The following is a 16,559-nucleotide window of genomic DNA, read 5'->3' on the forward strand; positions in this document are numbered from 1 at the left end:
GGTTTTTTATTGGAAGCTCTAAAGAAAGAATTAACTTCTTTTTACGATATGGCTAAGCATGAACAATGTGCTTGCACTGATAACGACTGACGGACCTGCTGGCGTGTCAAAGTGCCAAGATAAAGTTAGTCCGCACAGAACGCTGATGATGCCAATTAAGGCGGCAAACAGCGCCATTTGTTCTGGCGTTTGAGCCAGTCTTCTTGCAGTCGCAGCTGGAATAATAAGCAGTGAAGTCATGATCAGAGCACCTACAAACTTCATCCCCACAGCAATCACTAAACCTACTAATAGCATGAGCACCAAACGCATCAGGTCAATGTTGATGCCTTCTACCGACGCAAGTTCCTCATTCACACTGCTTGAAAGCAATGGACGCCAGAACAGGTAAAGAATCGCGCCTACAATGATCACACCGCTCCAGATAAAGATTAAGTCAGAAGGGTTTACTGCAAGCAGATCACCGAACAGATAACTCATTAAATCGATACGAACATTGTCGAGAAAACTAACAGCAATCAGACCGAGCGATAGAGAGCTGTGAGCCAATATGCCAAGTAACGTGTCGGTAGCAACCAACTGCTGCTTTTGCAGAGTCACTAAAATGAAGGCCAATCCTAAGCAACAAATAAGCAGCGCAAAATAAAGGTTGATGTCCAAAAGAAAGCCCAACGCAAGCCCCATAAGAGAGGCGTGAGCTAACGTGTCGCCAAAGTAGGCCATTTTGCGCCAAACAACAAAAGAACCTAGTGGGCCTGCAATAATTGCAATACCAATACCAGCAAGAATCGATGGAAGTAGAAATTCAATCATGTTGATGATGACCATGGGAGTGGTGAGAACATGTACCAGCATCGCCTTTTACTGGCTGACCAGAAAGATCATGATGATGGTGTTCATGGTTGTGATGATAAAACGCTAATGTTTCTCGGCTACGGTCACCGAATAAAGCGATATAACTTGGGTGTTTCGTGATGTGCTCTGGAGTACCAGAACAACACACATGGTGATGTAAACAAATTACCTCATCGGTTTTTGCCATTACCAGATGAAGATCATGGGAAACCATAAATACACCACAGCCGAAACGCTGACGAATGGTATTTATTAAATCGTATAAGTCAATTTGGCCTTGCACATCCACACCTTGAGCTGGCTCATCCAATACAAGGATGTCAGGTCTTTGTAGCAAAGCTCGTGCAAGTAAGACACGCTGGTTTTCACCGCCAGAGAGTTTGTGCATATCATTTCTTGCCAAATGTTCGGCACCAACCAATCGCATCGCTTCAGTTAGTTCCTGGCGACTATACTTACCTGCGAGTTTTAGAAAACGCTCTACGGTGAGCGGTAACGTATCGTTAAGTTTTAGCTTCTGCGGGACGTAGCCAATCTTTACATTTTTCGCTTTGACGACATTACCTGAAGTCGGTGTATGAAGACCGAGTAGTACTTTAACTAAAGTCGATTTTCCTGCTCCATTTGGTCCGATAAGGGTTGTTATCTTTCCTTTCGAAAGAGCAAGGTTGACGCGATCTAATACTCGGAGTTGGTTGAAATCTACGCAGATATCTTGCAACTCAATAAGCGCTGACATTAATGGAACTCATTTGCAATTGACTGATGTTATAATGTAACATTTATCCAATATTAACGCCACAGGATATACAAGCTCCCATGTTTTCGAGAATCACTCTTTTATTGAGTCTAATTGTCTTACCGGTTTCTGGTTGGGCAAATACCATTCTGACAAGTATTAAACCAATTCAGATGATAACGCATGAGTTGACTCTGGGAGTGACCGAGCCAGAAGTTTTGCTCTCAGCCAATGCGTCACCACACGATTACGCTCTTCGCCCTTCGGATGTAAAAACCATTCGCCACAGTTCGTTGGTTATTTGGTTTGGTAAAGATCTTGAACCTTTTTTGGAGAAAGTTCTTAGTCAGCAAGACAACGTCTTAACACTAAGTGAAGTACCAGATTTGAAGCTGCGTTCGTATGGCGAAATGGGACACGATCATCAACAAGATGGGCATAACCATGGAACCCATGACCCACACTTCTGGTTGGGCGTAGAACAGGCAGAGCAGGTGGCAAAAGCGATTACACAAACTCTTGTTACTTCGGATGTAGAGCATAAAGACATATACAACAAAAATTTAAGTGACTTTATTAATTCATTACATCAAACAGATAAAGACATTGCTGCTAAGCTCGACCAAGTAAAGCACAAGCCGTATTACGTTTTTCATGATGCTTATGATTACTTTGAGCAGCATTATGGGTTGAATAATATTGGCCATTTTACCGTCAGTCCAGACAGAAAGCCGGGTGCTAAGACTCTGATTGCCATACGGAAAGCACTAGCTGCTAATGAAGCAAAATGTGTTTTCTCTGAGCCTCAGTTTCAACCTGCTGTAATTGAAAGTGTGCTAAGAGGTAGTGATGCACAAACGGGCGTTCTCGATCCTTTAGGTATAGATATCCCTGTATCAAAAGGCAGTTACTTCAAGTTTCTTCACTCTATGAGCGATAGTTTTTACGGCTGTCTCGCGAAATAACATTAAGCAATTTATTTATTACTTAGTGATTTTTACAGATATTCACACATGAAAGGCGATGTTTAATCGTCTTTCATGTGTGATACACACTGATAAATAAAATTTTATTACACTTCTCCCTTCAACTGCCGCTTTTTTTCTATACAATGCAAGTTCTTTTTTGTCGCGAATTAACTGTCGCGAACCTCTTTGGTCATAGAAAGGGTTTATTTTGTATCGCATCTGGTGTCTTGTCTTTGCTGTTTTCTACTTTGGCGTGTTTGCAGCAAATGCCATCGAGAAGTCTCCCTCTGTGTTTTATCCATTGCCAACTCAGACACAAGGCAAAGTCTATGCGGCCAAGAGTTTATTCGTTGGTGAAGCGGGTGGTATTTGGCTGCATGATGTCCATGGCAAAATACGCTTTTTTGACGGGCAAGCCATTTTGCCGAGGCAAGGTTCCATCCTATCCAATGACTACCAGCAACTTGTGTACTTGAACAATTCTTTCTGGACTGTAATAAATGGCAGTCTGAACAAAATATCGACCAATGATGTACGAACCCGTGTTGTGGAGCTACCTGCCGGTACAGCCATCGATAAGATAGGCGTTTCTGGGATGTCTATTTGGATGGTAAGCAAAGACCATTTCTACACTTACAATACGCAATCGCTTTTACTCGAGTCTTACACACTAAAAACACTGACCCACTTTGATAAATCAAAGAGGGTCGTGGTTAATGACGCGACATTCGGTATTTCAAAGTGGGTGCTAGCAACAAACTCCGGTGTTTTTCTATCAGAAAATCACAGTTTTGTTCACGTGCCTCGTTCGGGCGATGACTACGTTGAAACTTTATTCTTCTCTGAAAAACGCAGAGAGATGCTTGTTGGAACATTGGATGGCGTGCTGCTGGTGGATTTAAAAAACAAATCTAAAGATCCTCAAAAAATCGCCAAATCGCACGTACTCTCTATCGCTGAAACAGAAAATGAATATTGGATTGGCACAGAGAACGGCTTGTTCGTCCATTCATTATTGAATCAGAGTACGACAAAACTAAAGAGCAACGTACACAGTGGTTACTCGCTTAAAGGTCATAAGATTTTTTCTTTAGTGAACGACGCACAAGGGGGGATATGGATTGCTTCTGAGAAAGGTGTGTTTTACTACTCAATGTTTGGTCAGAAATTTAATCGTGTTTTGTCTAAGAAGCTGACGAAAAGCGACTTGAATGCAGATATTAAGAATATTGCCTATCTGCAAGTCAACGACGAGTTTTTGCTCTCAACGCCAACAGGTGTGACTCGTATTAATTTTAACCAATCACCACAACGAGAGATGCTTTATGAAGGGCAAGTCAACGATTCGGTCTTGATGGGTAACAATTTATGGTTAGCCACTGATGACGGTTTAGTTAAATTCGATGTCGTTCATTCAAAAGTAGTGAAAGTCTCGCTTCCACTTTTGCTAACTCATGCCAAAGTGGATCGAATTGAAGTGGACAGCCATGATGAACTATGGGGAGTGTCCGGCAATAAACTGTGGTCTTACAACACAGTCAACAAAGCGTTTGTGGAATATGGTGATGATTGGCTAGTTGATGCTTATCTTCCTGCCACGATAACTCAGTTAAAAGCTACATTACACAATGGCATCCTGATTGGCACTGAGCATGGCACTTATTCAATCAGAGATCAGAGAATTACATTCAATAGTGCAAGTAGTGAGTATGGGCAAAACCATTCAGTGATTGAAGACCGAGATGGGCATGTTTGGTTCGCGAGCGACTATGGTGTTTACAAACAACAAAGCGATAGTGGCGAACTGCTTCCTATTGTATTAGCCGAAGATAGCATTAGTCCTAAATGCTTAATGGAGAGCTCTCAGGGGGTCTGGCTATCCTCTTCTAGAGGGCTAACTCTGTATAACTATCAAGGAGCGGTGAAAAAGCATTTTGGTGAGCCATACGGGTTAATTAACAATGAGTTTCTTCCAGGTGTTTGCGCTTCGAGCCTAAGCTCGGCTTACCCACAGTTAGTGATTGGTTCTGCGCTAGGTTTGGTGAAAGTTTCTGCTGAAGAGCTGTCCGTCTCAAGTCTGCCCCATTCTCCTGTCATTATTAGCCAGATCAAAATTGACGATAAGTTGTTGTCGGTTGGAAGCCCTTCGGAGTTTAGTGTCGATTACGGTCGCTCACTAAGCCTCACTTTTGGCGCTTTACCCCAAACCGTTAACTTGAGTCTTGAATATAAGTTAACGGAAAGCAGCACATGGCTACCTATCGAAGGTTCGCAACTCACGCTTGATCATCTACGTCCGGGCAATTATCAACTCCATTTACGCAGTTCTACCGCAGAGCAACGTAACAAACTAGAAAGCTATTTATCGTTTCACGTTATAGAGCCTTGGTATCTCTCTATGACGGCTTTCATCGTTTATGTACTGAGCCTTATCTCTTTGTTGATACTAGTTGTTTGGTGGCGCTCTCGCATGATGATGAAAGCAAACCGACTGCTCAAAGAGCAAGTAGATTTGAAAACTAGCCAGCTTAGGCACCAAAGTAAAATCGTACTCAGCAACAACTTGCAACTTCGAAAGCAGATTCAGATTCGCCACGCACTGTTGGAAAACATTCTAATGGCTATCGAACCAAGATTAGAAAAGTTGAGGAACGGCGTTCGTGAAGCAAATCAAACAGAATTAGAAACACTGGTGGAAGAAGCCAGAATTGAGTTGGAACAGGTTAAGAATGTGCGTTCCGATAGTGAATCGACAATATTAACGCATAACCTGTCTCTGGTTCTGGAATCTGTAGTGAGCAGTTGGAGTGATGAATTTTCTATTGCTGGAATGATTCTGGATGCAGAGATTCAAAGTAGAAGAAGTTACGTAAAATTGCAGCAGTTTAATCTGGATGTGATTTTTAATGCTTTATTTGCAGAGGCTATGAAACGTTTATTCAAGAATCAAGCGCTTGTAGTTCGTTGCTATGAAGTGAATGGTCGTGTTTTGGTAACGATGAGTGATCAAGGTGGAAGCGCTAAAAATGTTGAACAGACCATGACAACCACGTCAGGGTTTGCTCTCAATCAGCTAAGCGATCTTGTTGAGCAATCAGGCGGTGAAATGAATGTGTATGTGTCTAAGGAACAGAACGTTGTACAACTATCTTGGCCTGCTGCGGATATTGAACAACTAGAAACCGACTTGGGTTCTTACTCAAAGTGTTCAGATGGCAAGCTCTTGGATGATACTGAGAGCCAATGGCTTAGCAAGGTTGAACAGCTTGTTGTCGATAATTTTTCTGATGCGGAATTTAGTACTGCTAATGTGGTGAAAGTTTTATTTATGTCTGAACGCAGTTTCCAGAGACGATTTAAAACTGCTACAGGTAAAACATTTAAAGAATATCTTAACGAAGTGCGATTGGAGAAAGCTTGTCAACGCTTGTTAAGTGGAGAAAAGGTATCGCAAGCCGCATATGAGTGTGGCTTCAATGATCCTTCTTACTTTAGTCAACGTTTTAAACATTATTTCGGTCTGTCACCAACTCAATTTATCGATGAACACCAAGATTAATGGTGTTCATTTTTCTTCTTCCTTTGTAATACCTTCATTTTCTAACCCAAGTCTAAAGATTATCTTGGACGTAATTTTTTGCGTCCAAGATAAGCTTCTCAAAAGAGATCTAAGAGAAATCAACAGAGGTTGAAACAGCAAAGCTGGATGTCGTTATCTGCAATCGAAGTTATATCTAGTCGAAGTAGGTTGGAGGAGGTTGTTTGCTTGGTTTGCTTATAAGTGGTGTGGGATAACTAGACGTGCCGGGACTTGATTAGGCTTCTGCAGATAAAAAAAACCGTGGTATAGCCGGGGGACTATACCACGGGTGCCAAAGACACCTTCGCTTGCTGCCGGAGTGACATAGCATCACTTCTGGAATAAATGTCTTCGAGAATGTGTGAAGACGGGAGTGACTATAATCAAACCGTATTTATACCCTTATAAAATTAACGACAATTTTATATAAGAAAAACGACAACAAAGTTTGTGTGATTTAACTTATTGATTTTAATTATTTATTTTGTTTCTAGTCGAAAGGTGCGAAAAGTCAGTGAGTTTTGATATATAAATATGTTCTTTGAATTTGACGTTTTTGACGAGATAAATCAGCCATCGTTCAGAGTTGTCATTTTAGCAATATTTGATTTCACGCAATATTTGTTGGGTTGTAGGGGCGTATTATTCACATATCAAATAAAAATGTTTCTCATTAACACTACGATTGGCGAAATGCATTATGAAACTATCTGACTTAAATGATGGCGACCGAGGCACTGTTCTAGCAATGAACGGTTTGTCTAATGAGGTTAGGAAAAAGCTTATGGTGATGGGATTATTACCAAACACAGAAGTAACGCTAATTCGTAGAGCTCCGATGGGCGATCCGCTACAGGTTGAAGTTAGAGGCATATCGTTGGCAGTGCGAGATAGCATTGCATCGTCTATTGAAGTGGAGAAAGCATAATGCAATATCAAGTGCTTACAGTAGGTAACCCTAACAGCGGTAAAACAACGCTGTTTAATGGTCTAACTGGTGCAAAACAGCAGGTAGGAAACTGGGCGGGGGTCACCGTTGAGAAGAAGACTGGCCGTTATTCCCATTCTGGTGATGACTTTAGGTTGACTGACTTACCGGGAATTTATGCTTTAGACAGTGGTAACGATAGCAACAGTATTGATGAGTCGATAGCTTCAAGAGCGGTATTAACTCATCCTGCAGATCTAATTATTAACGTTGTAGATGTAACCAGCTTAGAACGCAGTCTATATATGACATTGCAGCTGCGTGAACTCGGCAGACCGATGGTTGTTGTTCTCAATAAAATGGATGCTCTCAAGCGTGATCGTCAACGTATTGATACCAAATTGCTTGCCGAAATGTTGGGTTGTCCTGTATTTACCCTTTCTGCCAATAACAGAGAACAAGTTCGTCGTTTCAAAGAAAAGCTGCATAAGCAACTTATTCAAGGTATCGCTCTTAAAGATGTTGAACTGAATTATGGCGAAAACTTTGAAGCCGCAATTCAGCAACTCATACCATTGTTTAAAGAACAAGATGTTGCTGCTCGTGCTTTAGCTATTCGTGCTCTTGAAAACGATTTAATGGTTATTAACGGCTTGCCTGAAGCTGACCGCGCACAAGTCTATAAGCAGCAGAAAGAGTGCGGGCTGGATATAGACTTACATGTGGCAGATACCAAGTACACTTATCTCCATGAACAGTGTAAGCAAATTCGTTGTAGTGAAGGTAAGTTGAGCCACAGCTTTACCGAGAAAGCCGATAAAATCATTTTAAACAAATGGATAGGCGTTCCTTTTTTCTTCGCCGTGATGTATCTGATGTTTATGTTCTCTATCAACATTGGTAGTGCGTTTATCGACTTCTTTGATATTGGTGTTGGAGCACTGCTGGTTGATGGCGGCCATTATCTGCTTGATGACCATCTGCCTGTTTGGTTAGTGACGGTTCTGGTGGATGGCATTGGTGGCGGTATCCAAACCGTTGCTACCTTTATTCCCGTTATTGCCTGTTTGTATCTGTTCTTAGCTGTATTAGAAAGTTCTGGCTATATGTCACGTGCAGCATTTGTACTTGATAAGGTTATGCAAAAAATCGGTCTACCGGGCAAAGCGTTTGTACCTTTGGTACTCGGTTTCGGCTGTAACGTGCCTGCTATTATGGCGACTCGTACTTTAGACCAAGAACGTGAACGTAAGTTAGCTGCTTCTATGGCTCCGTTTATGTCGTGTGGCGCCCGCTTACCAGTGTATGCGCTCTTTGCTGCCGCATTCTTCCCGCAAAGTGGTCAAAACATTGTATTTGTGCTTTATCTACTCGGAATTGTTGCAGCGGTGTTTACCGGTTGGGTTCTCAAGAAGACGCTGTATCCTGGCTCAAGCGATAGCTTAGTGATGGAAATGCCTGACTATGAACTTCCAACACTGCAAAACGTACTGATTAAAACGTGGCAAAAGCTTAATCGCTTCGTGCTTGGTGCAGGTAAAACCATTGTTATGGTGGTAGCGATTTTAAGCTTCTTAAATTCTGTAGGTACCGATGGTTCGTTTGGTAACCAAGACAGTGAAGCCTCAGTATTATCGAAAGCTGCTCAGGTTGTGACTCCGGTATTTGCACCGATTGGTGTGAACCAAGATAACTGGCCAGCTACTGTCGGTATTATTACGGGTATTTTCGCCAAAGAAGCGGTTGTGGGTACGCTGAACAATCTTTACACCACAGCGGGTGATGAAGAAGGTGCAGAGTTCGATTTAATGGCGAGTTTAGAAGAAGCGGTAATGTCAGTGCCTGAAAACCTAATGGGATTGAGTTTCTCTGATCCATTGGGTATTGAGGTGGGTGACCTTTCTGATAACGAAGCCGTTGCACAAGAGCAAGAGGTGGATTCTTCAATCTTCGGTAACTTGAACTCACATTTCGAAAGCGGCAGTGCAGCATTTGCTTACTTGATTATGATTCTTCTCTACACGCCTTGTGTAGCTGCTATGGGGGCATACGTTCGTGAATTTGGTAAAAAGTACTCTTACTTTATTGCCGCATGGACGATGGGTCTAGCGTATGGCTGTGCGGCGATATTCTATCAAGCGGTAAACTTAGCGAGTCATCCGTTATCCAGTATCAGTTGGATAGTTGCTATTATTGCGGTCTACTACACCGTGTTCCAAATGCTTAAGAGAGCAGGGCGCAAACAGCACGTTCTTGAGGTTCAAGTGGCATGATTTTGACCGAACTGAAACAGGCGATTGAAGAGACGGGAAGTATCACTCGCAAGGAGTTGGCTAAACGGTTTTCAATCAGCGAAGACGGCGTTGATGCCATGCTTGCTATTTGGATTAAGAAAGGCGTTATTTCACGCCTTATTGATACCAATGCTGCTCAGCATGTAACGCGAGTTCGTTATGTTATTAACAAGCAAGATAGCCTGTCAGTCACGGTCACTATGTAGTGAAAATGATGTCATTGAAATAAGATGTCATTGAAATAAAGAGAAAGCCGCATTAAGCGGCTTTCTCTTTATTTATCCAAACTTGTCGGTAAAAGCGATCTTAAGCAGTGACAAATATTTTGCTCATCGACAGCAAGCTGCGTAGTTTCACCAACATCTCTTCCTGTAGTTGCTCGCTACGAACCGTACCTTTAGTATTTCCCCAGATAGGTCCAGGCCAGGCGATATCGTCTTCAAAGCGTGCAATATGGTGGATATGAAGTTGAGGAACCATGTTGCCTAAAGCGCCAAGGTTAAGCTTTGCTGGTTGGAATAACGCTTCCAAAGCTTGATTGACTGCCTGAGATTCGACCAGAAATTGCTGCTGTTCGTTCATTGGTAAATGGTGCAGTTCTTTTAGATTCGCTTTTTTAGGTACCAAGATAACCCATGGCACAGCGTCGTCTTTATGGAGTAGAGCAACACAGAGCGGGAAATGGCCAATCACATCGGTATCTTTAGCAAGTTGTGGGTGAAGGTGAAAACTCATATAAAACATCCATGATAGAAACTGAAAATGATTATACGGTAAGCAAAACAAAAAAGGTTGACATGTCGCCAACCTTTTTTCAATTTGCTTGTATTAACTTGCTGTATTACATGCGCTCTAGGGTGTTAATACCTAGCAGTGACAGGCCTTGCTTGATGGTCTTCGCTGTTAACGCCGCCAGTTTCAAACGGCTTTGTTTTACCTGCTCGTCTTCAGCAACTAGGATTGGGCATGCCTCGTAGAAGCTAGAGAACTGACCAGCAAGTTCGAACAGGTAGCTACACATGATGTGCGGTTGACCTTCACGAGCGACTGCTTGTACTGCTTCTTCAAATTGAAGCAGTTTCGCGATCAATGCTTTTTCTTTCTCTTCTGTAAGTTTGATATCACCGCTCAGTTCATCCATCGACAAACCAGCTTTAGCAAAGATAGAAGCAACGCGAGTGTAAGCATATTGCATGTATGGTGCAGTATTGCCTTCAAACGCTAACATGTTGTCCCAGTCAAACACATAGTCAGTTGTACGGTGTTTAGACAGGTCCGCATACTTCACTGCCGCCATTGCTACTGTCGTTGCAATCTCTGCTTTCTCTTCGCTTGATAGCTCAGGGTTTTTAGATTCGATCAGAGTGGCTGCACGCTCTTCTGCTTCATCAAGAAGATCTGCAAGTCGAACAGTACCGCCTGCGCGAGTCTTGAATGGGCGACCATCTTTACCTAGCATCATGCCGAATGCGTGGTGCTCTAAAGACACTTCTTCAGGGATGTAACCTGCTTTGCGAACAATTGTCCAAGCTTGCATCAGGTGTTGATGTTGACGTGAATCGATGAAGTACAATACACGGTCAGCACCGAGAGTTTCGTAGCGGTATTTCGCACACGCGATATCGGTTGTGGTGTAAAGGAAACCGCCGTCGCGTTTTTGGATGATAACGCCCATTGGCTCACCATCTTTGTTTTTGTATTCGTCTAGGAATACAACTTGTGCGCCGTCATCTTCTTGTGCCAGACCTTTTTCTTTCAGGTCTGCCACGATAGCTGGAAGCATGTCGTTGTACATGCTTTCACCCATCACATCGTTACGAGTAAGAGATACGTTTAGACGATCGTAGTTACGCTGGTTTTGAACCATAGTTACGTCAACCAGTTTCTTCCACATATCTAGACAGAACTGGTCACCACCTTGCAGTTTTACAACGTAGCCACGTGCTTTTACTGCAAACTCTTCATCTTCATCGTAAAGCTTTTTCGATTCACGGTAGAAGCCTTCTAGGTCAGAAAGCTCCATAGATACTTCACCAGACTCTTGTTGGATACGCTCAAGGTTTGCGATTAGCATGCCGAACTGAGTACCCCAGTCACCAATGTGGTTAGCGCGAATGACTTTGTGACCCAAGAATTCAAGTGTACGAACAACCGCATCGCCGATGATGGTAGAACGTAGGTGACCTACGTGCATCTCTTTTGCAACGTTTGGTGCAGAGTAGTCAGCAACGATAGTTTGCTGTGTTTCAACTGCCACGCCTAGACGTTCGTCAGCAAGCGCAGCTTCAGCTTGAGCCGCAAGGAACTCTTCGCTTAGGAAGATATTGATAAAGCCCGGTCCAGCAATTTCAGTTTTGCTTGCGATACCGTCAAGATCGAGAACATCCAAGACTTTTTGTGCGAATTCTCGCGGATTTGTACCTAACTGTTTAGCAACGCCCATCACGCCGTTGGCTTGGTAATCGCCAAACTGTGCTTTTGCAGATTGGCGAACGGCAGCAGGGCTTCCTGCTGGTGCGCCAGCGGCTTCAAGAGCCTGAGATACTTTGTCATTAATCAGTGCTTGAATATTCACTCGGGTGTCCTTCAATTCTGGGAATTGGTTGCGTATGCATAAAAATCACTACACGGTTGTAAATCACCAGACAGTAGTGAATGCATATCTTGATCTAGTTCATAAATTGGCGCACATAATAACAATTTTATTGGCGCGCTTATAGGGAAGAAATTGCGAAATTTACTACTTTTCCGCGTGCTTTTGATAGTATCGGTGAAAAATCATTATTTTGGACGCGCAAAATGCTTCAGCCATTGCTAGATGCAGGTCTTCATCCTAATCAGATGAAACAAAACTTAGAAAATTTTATCGAAAAAATTCAGCAACTAACGGCAGTATTGCAGATAGATTTATCGGCCTATCAACTTGATCATATTGCCATGCGGATCAATGAGTTGGAGTTGGCAAAATTGGCGCATAAAGCTTGGACTCAAGAAGGGGAAGTGATTTCTCAAACCCAAATCAACGGTCGTCCGATTATTGTTATCGCATTCAAACAACCTTTGATGATTAAAAGTTGGCATATTGAGTGTTTAGAGCTGCCTTATCCCGCAGAAGGTAAGATTTACCCTGAGCAAAGTTGGGAACATGTGGAATTTGTCGTGCCATCAGAAGCGCAAACAGCCGATGATTATCTGGCGTATTTGAAACAGATGTTTCCTGATCTTGCGTTGAACTGGGACAATCTTGCAGGTAAAGGTGTCAAAGTGAAGCTATCCAGTCCCAAGGGCGAAGGTGAGCGATTAAATAACCCGACTGTGGCGTTCAAATGGCAGGGCGTGTGTATCAAGTTACATCCACATTCATTAAAAAACATTGTTGAATCAGAACAGTAACTTGCCCTAAATCACATCAAGTCAAAGTAAGGAGTTGTATTACGCAACTCCTATTTCTATACAATTTTAGCCGATATCGTACGCTTTTGGTCTGAGCTGGAACTCTTCCGTTGAACCAATTTCCAGTCCTAAATGAAGCGGTTCGCAGTCCTGATGAGCATTGCCAAGCGTATGCATAATGAGTCGGTTGGCCGTTCTTGGTTTAAGTGTATTAACCACGAAACGGATCATATCGGATTTGCTCAGTTGTTTGAGCTCTTCAAGTACGATGTCCCGTTGATTGAAGTTCCAATCTTTATTACCGATAGCGACCCATAAGCGTTGTGCACGTGTTCTGAGGGTTGGATCTGGTGTAGCGATTTGATGCCACAAACCACGTTTACTGCTATGCCATTCGTAATCATTCAGTTCAAGCAGAACCAGATAAAAAGCATTTAGGAACTCATCAATCGAAAAAATGAGATCGCTTGGTGCTGCATTCGGTGACTGAACGTAAAGTACCAGACCCGGATGACGGTTCATTGGCATATTGCCCGTACCCACCATGTAGCCTAACTGCTGCTTGGTACGAATTTCATGAAAGAAGGTGGCTGACATCAAGTGATTCGCGAGCGAATAGAGCGCGATGCTGCGTGGTTCTGTATCTTCACACTGATAGTAAACCACCACTGCTGAATCATCTTGGTTACAGTTCAGTTCACGCTGGAAAGTCCCGCTGTTACCCAACATAACAAGAGGGCGGAGAGACTCTTCGTAAGTTTGGTTTTGTACTCTTAATGCATCTTTGAGCACTTCTGCCATATCGTGTGCGTCTTGTGTTTGCCAGTCACCATAAACAAACATCTCGACATGCAAGTTGGCAAGAATCAAATCGACGAACTCAGCAAGGTCGTCAACCTCTATTGTTTCTAGCGCTTCAAGCAAAGCTGGATACGGCGGATTGTTGGGCTGCAATAGCCCCGTCATATTACTAAACAACTGAGAAATGGGTTTGTCGTGAGCCGCATTACGCCAATTGCGTAGCATTTGTTGTTTGATGGTGTCGAAGCGTTTAGGACTGAAACTACGCTCTGCAAATTTAGACAAGATCATTTCCATCAACTGAGGTTGCTTCTGACTGAAACCAGAGATGGATAGCGTTACGCCACCTTGATGGGCATACATGTTGTAACCCATACCGGCAATTTCTGCTTGATAGGTCTCTTTCGCCAAAGAATCTAAAAACATCTCAACACAAAGACGTGTTTTCACTATGTTTTGCACATTCGCGACGGAGTGCGGACTGTCGATGGCGATGTAAATCACGCCTTTTGGTACGCGAAATTCCGCATCTTGCATGTGCCATAAACGGAAGCCAGGTAAGTCTTGCAATATCTGTGGTTGTGGCTGCGCATCGACAACCGGTTTAGGGTCAAGGTCGTAACAGATAAACGGGTTTTGAGGCGGCAGAGTCAACGGCCACGTCTTGTCATTGGTACGGTAGATGTTCTGTTGTTCTTCGCTAAAAGGTTCGACAGAATAAGGTGTAAAGTACCAGTTGGCTTCTCTATCGTAACGCTGCCCTTGTGCAATGACCGTTACCCGAAGGTTTTCTGGCGACAAATAAGGCAGAAAACTTTTTAGCAACGCCTCATCGTAGCCTCTCATCAGGTAGTCGCCATAAATGGTATCTTCAGCGGCGTAATGCTGCATATTGACGACTAAATGGCTAACAATATCCATAGGACGATTTGTTTCTTGGAAGCGGAAAGCCGATTCCAATACCGCGCGTTTCTCAAGGTAACGCCACTCTTCCAAGCCTTGTTCTTCAATCATTCGTATATATTGAAACAGTGCCTGAATGATTTCGTCTGACTTTTTCAAGCCTTTTGCTGTCAGCGTGCAACTGATAGAGAATTCGCGATAGTTGCTGCCACTGGCACCGCCACCTGCTGAAAGTGAAGTTATCCAGCCTTTGTCTTTCAATGCTAACAGTAAGCTGCCTTCACCTTCATAACCGATTAAATGCGCAAAGTAAGACAAGGGTTTGTAAGGATAATGAGCATCCACATTAGGCATGGGGAAGTTCATTACCAGCTTACGAATTTCTTTTAAAGGTTCGACCCTAATAGTCATGCCCGTTTGTTCTGGTGTGACAAACGGTTCGATGATTGATTTTCCGTGTCGGCGTTTGTTTTCAATGGTTGAAAACTTCTCTTTGACCCACTTTTCCATCTCATCAAGAGTTTGTGGTCCCATAAGCGTCAGCGTCATGATGTCCGATGAATACTGCTCGGCATGAAACGCAATAATTTCTTCGCGGATGGATTTGCCTTCTCTGTCACCTAATGTCTCGATATTGCCGACGGAGAATTTTGCAAACGGATGGAGTGGGTTAACCGTCTCTTTTTGTACCTGATACAAACGGCGAGAGTCGTCATTGAGCTTCAACTTGTACTCGGAATCGACAGCGTGGCGCTCTTTGTCTAACGCTTCTTCATTGAACAATGGTGCGGCAAAAAATTGACTAAATCGGTCAAGCGCTTTTTCGAAAGCGCTGGTTGTTACGTCGAAGAAATAACAGGTGTGCTCTGTTCCTGTCCAAGCGTTATTACTGCCACCGTGTTGGCTGATAAAACTTTGAAAATCACCAACTTTCGGATATGCCTTTGTTCCCAAAAATAACATGTGCTCTAAATAGTGAGCCATACCTTGGCGATCAATAGGGTCATCAAAATGTCCTACGTTGACCGCAAGTGCAGCAGCAGATTTTTGCGCACTTTCATCTTGGATCAACAGAACCCTCAGCGCATTTGGCAGAGTGAAGTGTCGATAGCGGTTTGAATCATTAGGACTTATGTGCACAGAGAATCTCCGGAGTAGCACGGGATCTTAAGTATGGCGCTGATACTACTTACCGCAAATACGAGATCGGGTTTTTATGAGCTGGATATTTATAAACGAGAGCGTTTATAAACTTGGAACTTTTATTAACACATTGTCATTTTAGTCTTTTCACTGAGTTTTTAACAGACTGATAGTTTTGAAATTAACCCTAATTTGAATTCATTAAGAGATAAATGCGGTGAGTGAGCCCAGACTCAATGGAGATAGATGGCATGAGAGTTGCGTAATATAAAGGACTCACAAATTGCGGCAAAAGTGGTCGCGAAATAGGGTAAAAGGCGATTATAATCGGCGCCAAGCAGCAACAGACTGCATTAAACCTAAGGTAAAAAAGATGAAAATTTTTATTATGCGTCACGGAGAAGCCCAGCATTATGCTGCCAGTGATGCAGAGCGAGCCTTGACGGATAGAGGTCGGAATGAGTCTGTCGCTGTAGCTAGAGCAGGCGTGATTCAGAAGAATATTACACATGTAGACAAAGTCTTTGTGAGCCCTTACTTGCGCGCTCAACAAACTTGGCAAGAGATATCGCGACACTTTTCAGCTGACATGGTTGAAGTATGTGAAGAGATCACTCCATATGGTCAGTCAGGAGATGTATTCGAGTTCGTAGCCGCATGTATTGAAGCGGAAAACCTGACATCTGTACTGTTAGTGTCGCATTTACCTTTAGTTGGGTATCTGGTTTCTGAGTTTGTACCGGGAATGGTTGCTCCTATGTTCCCAACTTCCGGATTAGTCTGTATTGATTATGATGTCGCCGCTCGCAAAGGTGAGCTGGTGTGGAATATTCATCCCTAATCGAACAAAACATGTCGAGGCTGCCGTAAGGTGGCCTTTTTTGTCTCTAAACATTTTAGTTATCGATGTTCGCTGTTTTTTCATAAGCAGCCATTAATTTGGCGCATTAGAATG

12 protein-coding genes are annotated in these 16,559 nt (G+C 43.1%); 7 read left to right on the forward strand and 5 right to left on the reverse strand.

From position 1 onward, the window contains the following. Nucleotides 1-30 precede the first annotated feature (30 nt). Together znuB and znuC are read right to left on the reverse strand one after the other, a co-directional pair. Nucleotides 31-813, reverse strand: coding sequence for a zinc ABC transporter permease subunit ZnuB (gene znuB, locus ACRQQK_RS06450; RefSeq protein WP_457510505.1), 783 nt, complete (start codon nt 811-813; stop codon nt 31-33). Next, nucleotides 806-1,594: a zinc ABC transporter ATP-binding protein ZnuC gene (znuC, locus tag ACRQQK_RS06455; RefSeq protein ID WP_457510506.1), complete on the reverse strand. Its 789-nt coding sequence runs from the start codon at nt 1,592-1,594 to the stop codon at nt 806-808. Before znuC ends, znuB begins: the two co-directional genes overlap by 8 nt. 80 nt (nt 1,595-1,674) lie before the next feature. Between znuC and znuA the strand changes: the two genes are divergently transcribed. The 5 genes from znuA (at nt 1,675) to ACRQQK_RS06480 (ending at nt 9,570) form a co-directional block, all read left to right on the forward strand. After that, nucleotides 1,675-2,559 carry a zinc ABC transporter substrate-binding protein ZnuA gene (znuA, locus tag ACRQQK_RS06460; protein ID WP_457510507.1) on the forward strand — a complete coding sequence of 295 codons (885 nt, stop codon included), beginning with the start codon at nt 1,675-1,677 and terminating at the stop codon, nt 2,557-2,559. Between the two features lie 211 nt (nt 2,560-2,770). Beyond that, nucleotides 2,771-6,121, forward strand: coding sequence for a helix-turn-helix domain-containing protein (locus tag ACRQQK_RS06465; RefSeq protein WP_457510508.1), 3,351 nt, complete (start codon nt 2,771-2,773; stop codon nt 6,119-6,121). A 721-nt stretch (nt 6,122-6,842) separates the two neighbouring features. Continuing rightward, nucleotides 6,843-7,070: a FeoA family protein gene (locus ACRQQK_RS06470; protein ID WP_457510509.1), complete on the forward strand. Its 228-nt coding sequence runs from the start codon at nt 6,843-6,845 to the stop codon at nt 7,068-7,070. Further along, nucleotides 7,070-9,343, forward strand: a complete 2,274-nt coding sequence (feoB, locus tag ACRQQK_RS06475; RefSeq protein ID WP_457510510.1) for a Fe(2+) transporter permease subunit FeoB — start codon at nt 7,070-7,072, stop codon at nt 9,341-9,343. The genes ACRQQK_RS06470 and feoB overlap by 1 nt, the downstream gene beginning before the upstream one ends. Continuing rightward, entirely contained in the window at nt 9,340-9,570 is a 231-nt protein-coding gene (locus ACRQQK_RS06480) for a FeoC-like transcriptional regulator (RefSeq protein ID WP_457510511.1), read from the forward strand. The genes feoB and ACRQQK_RS06480 overlap by 4 nt, the downstream gene beginning before the upstream one ends. A gap of 100 nt (nt 9,571-9,670) precedes the next feature. Here the strand turns inward: ACRQQK_RS06480 and ACRQQK_RS06485 are convergent, their stop codons facing one another. Beyond that, nucleotides 9,671-10,099, reverse strand: a complete 429-nt coding sequence (locus ACRQQK_RS06485) for an HIT domain-containing protein (RefSeq protein WP_457510512.1) — start codon at nt 10,097-10,099, stop codon at nt 9,671-9,673. 106 nt (nt 10,100-10,205) lie between these two features. Beyond that, nucleotides 10,206-11,939: an arginine--tRNA ligase gene (gene argS / locus ACRQQK_RS06490; RefSeq protein WP_457510513.1), complete on the reverse strand. Its 1,734-nt coding sequence runs from the start codon at nt 11,937-11,939 to the stop codon at nt 10,206-10,208. A 224-nt stretch (nt 11,940-12,163) separates the two neighbouring features. Between argS and ACRQQK_RS06495 the strand changes: the two genes are divergently transcribed. Next, the gene (locus tag ACRQQK_RS06495) at nt 12,164-12,757 is read left to right on the forward strand and encodes a VOC family protein (protein ID WP_457510514.1); all 594 of its coding nucleotides are present in this window, start codon (nt 12,164-12,166) and stop codon (nt 12,755-12,757) included. 66 nt (nt 12,758-12,823) lie between these two features. Here the strand turns inward: ACRQQK_RS06495 and ACRQQK_RS06500 are convergent, their stop codons facing one another. Continuing rightward, nucleotides 12,824-15,601: an insulinase family protein gene (locus ACRQQK_RS06500; RefSeq protein ID WP_457510515.1), complete on the reverse strand. Its 2,778-nt coding sequence runs from the start codon at nt 15,599-15,601 to the stop codon at nt 12,824-12,826. 376 nt (nt 15,602-15,977) lie between these two features. Between ACRQQK_RS06500 and sixA the strand changes: the two genes are divergently transcribed. Further along, nucleotides 15,978-16,445: a phosphohistidine phosphatase SixA gene (gene sixA, locus ACRQQK_RS06505; protein WP_457510516.1), complete on the forward strand. Its 468-nt coding sequence runs from the start codon at nt 15,978-15,980 to the stop codon at nt 16,443-16,445. Nucleotides 16,446-16,559: the final 114 nt, after the last annotated feature.

It is taken from the genome of Vibrio sp. C8, assembly GCF_054051265.1.

Excerpts from the sequence above, each read along its gene's own strand:
- znuC (WP_457510506.1), bottom strand. The coding sequence starts at position 1,594 with ATGTCAGCGCTTATTGAGTTGCAAGATATCTGCGTAGATTTCAACCAA.
- ACRQQK_RS06485 (WP_457510512.1), bottom strand. The coding sequence starts at position 10,099 with ATGAGTTTTCACCTTCACCCACAACTTGCTAAAGATACCGATGTGATT.
- znuB (WP_457510505.1), bottom strand. The coding sequence starts at position 813 with ATGATTGAATTTCTACTTCCATCGATTCTTGCTGGTATTGGTATTGCA.
- feoB (WP_457510510.1), top strand. The coding sequence starts at position 7,070 with ATGCAATATCAAGTGCTTACAGTAGGTAACCCTAACAGCGGTAAAACA.
- sixA (WP_457510516.1), top strand. The coding sequence starts at position 15,978 with ATGAAAATTTTTATTATGCGTCACGGAGAAGCCCAGCATTATGCTGCC.
- ACRQQK_RS06480 (WP_457510511.1), top strand. The coding sequence starts at position 9,340 with ATGATTTTGACCGAACTGAAACAGGCGATTGAAGAGACGGGAAGTATC.
- ACRQQK_RS06470 (WP_457510509.1), top strand. The coding sequence starts at position 6,843 with ATGAAACTATCTGACTTAAATGATGGCGACCGAGGCACTGTTCTAGCA.
- ACRQQK_RS06495 (WP_457510514.1), top strand. The coding sequence starts at position 12,164 with ATGCTTCAGCCATTGCTAGATGCAGGTCTTCATCCTAATCAGATGAAA.
- znuA (WP_457510507.1), top strand. The coding sequence starts at position 1,675 with ATGTTTTCGAGAATCACTCTTTTATTGAGTCTAATTGTCTTACCGGTT.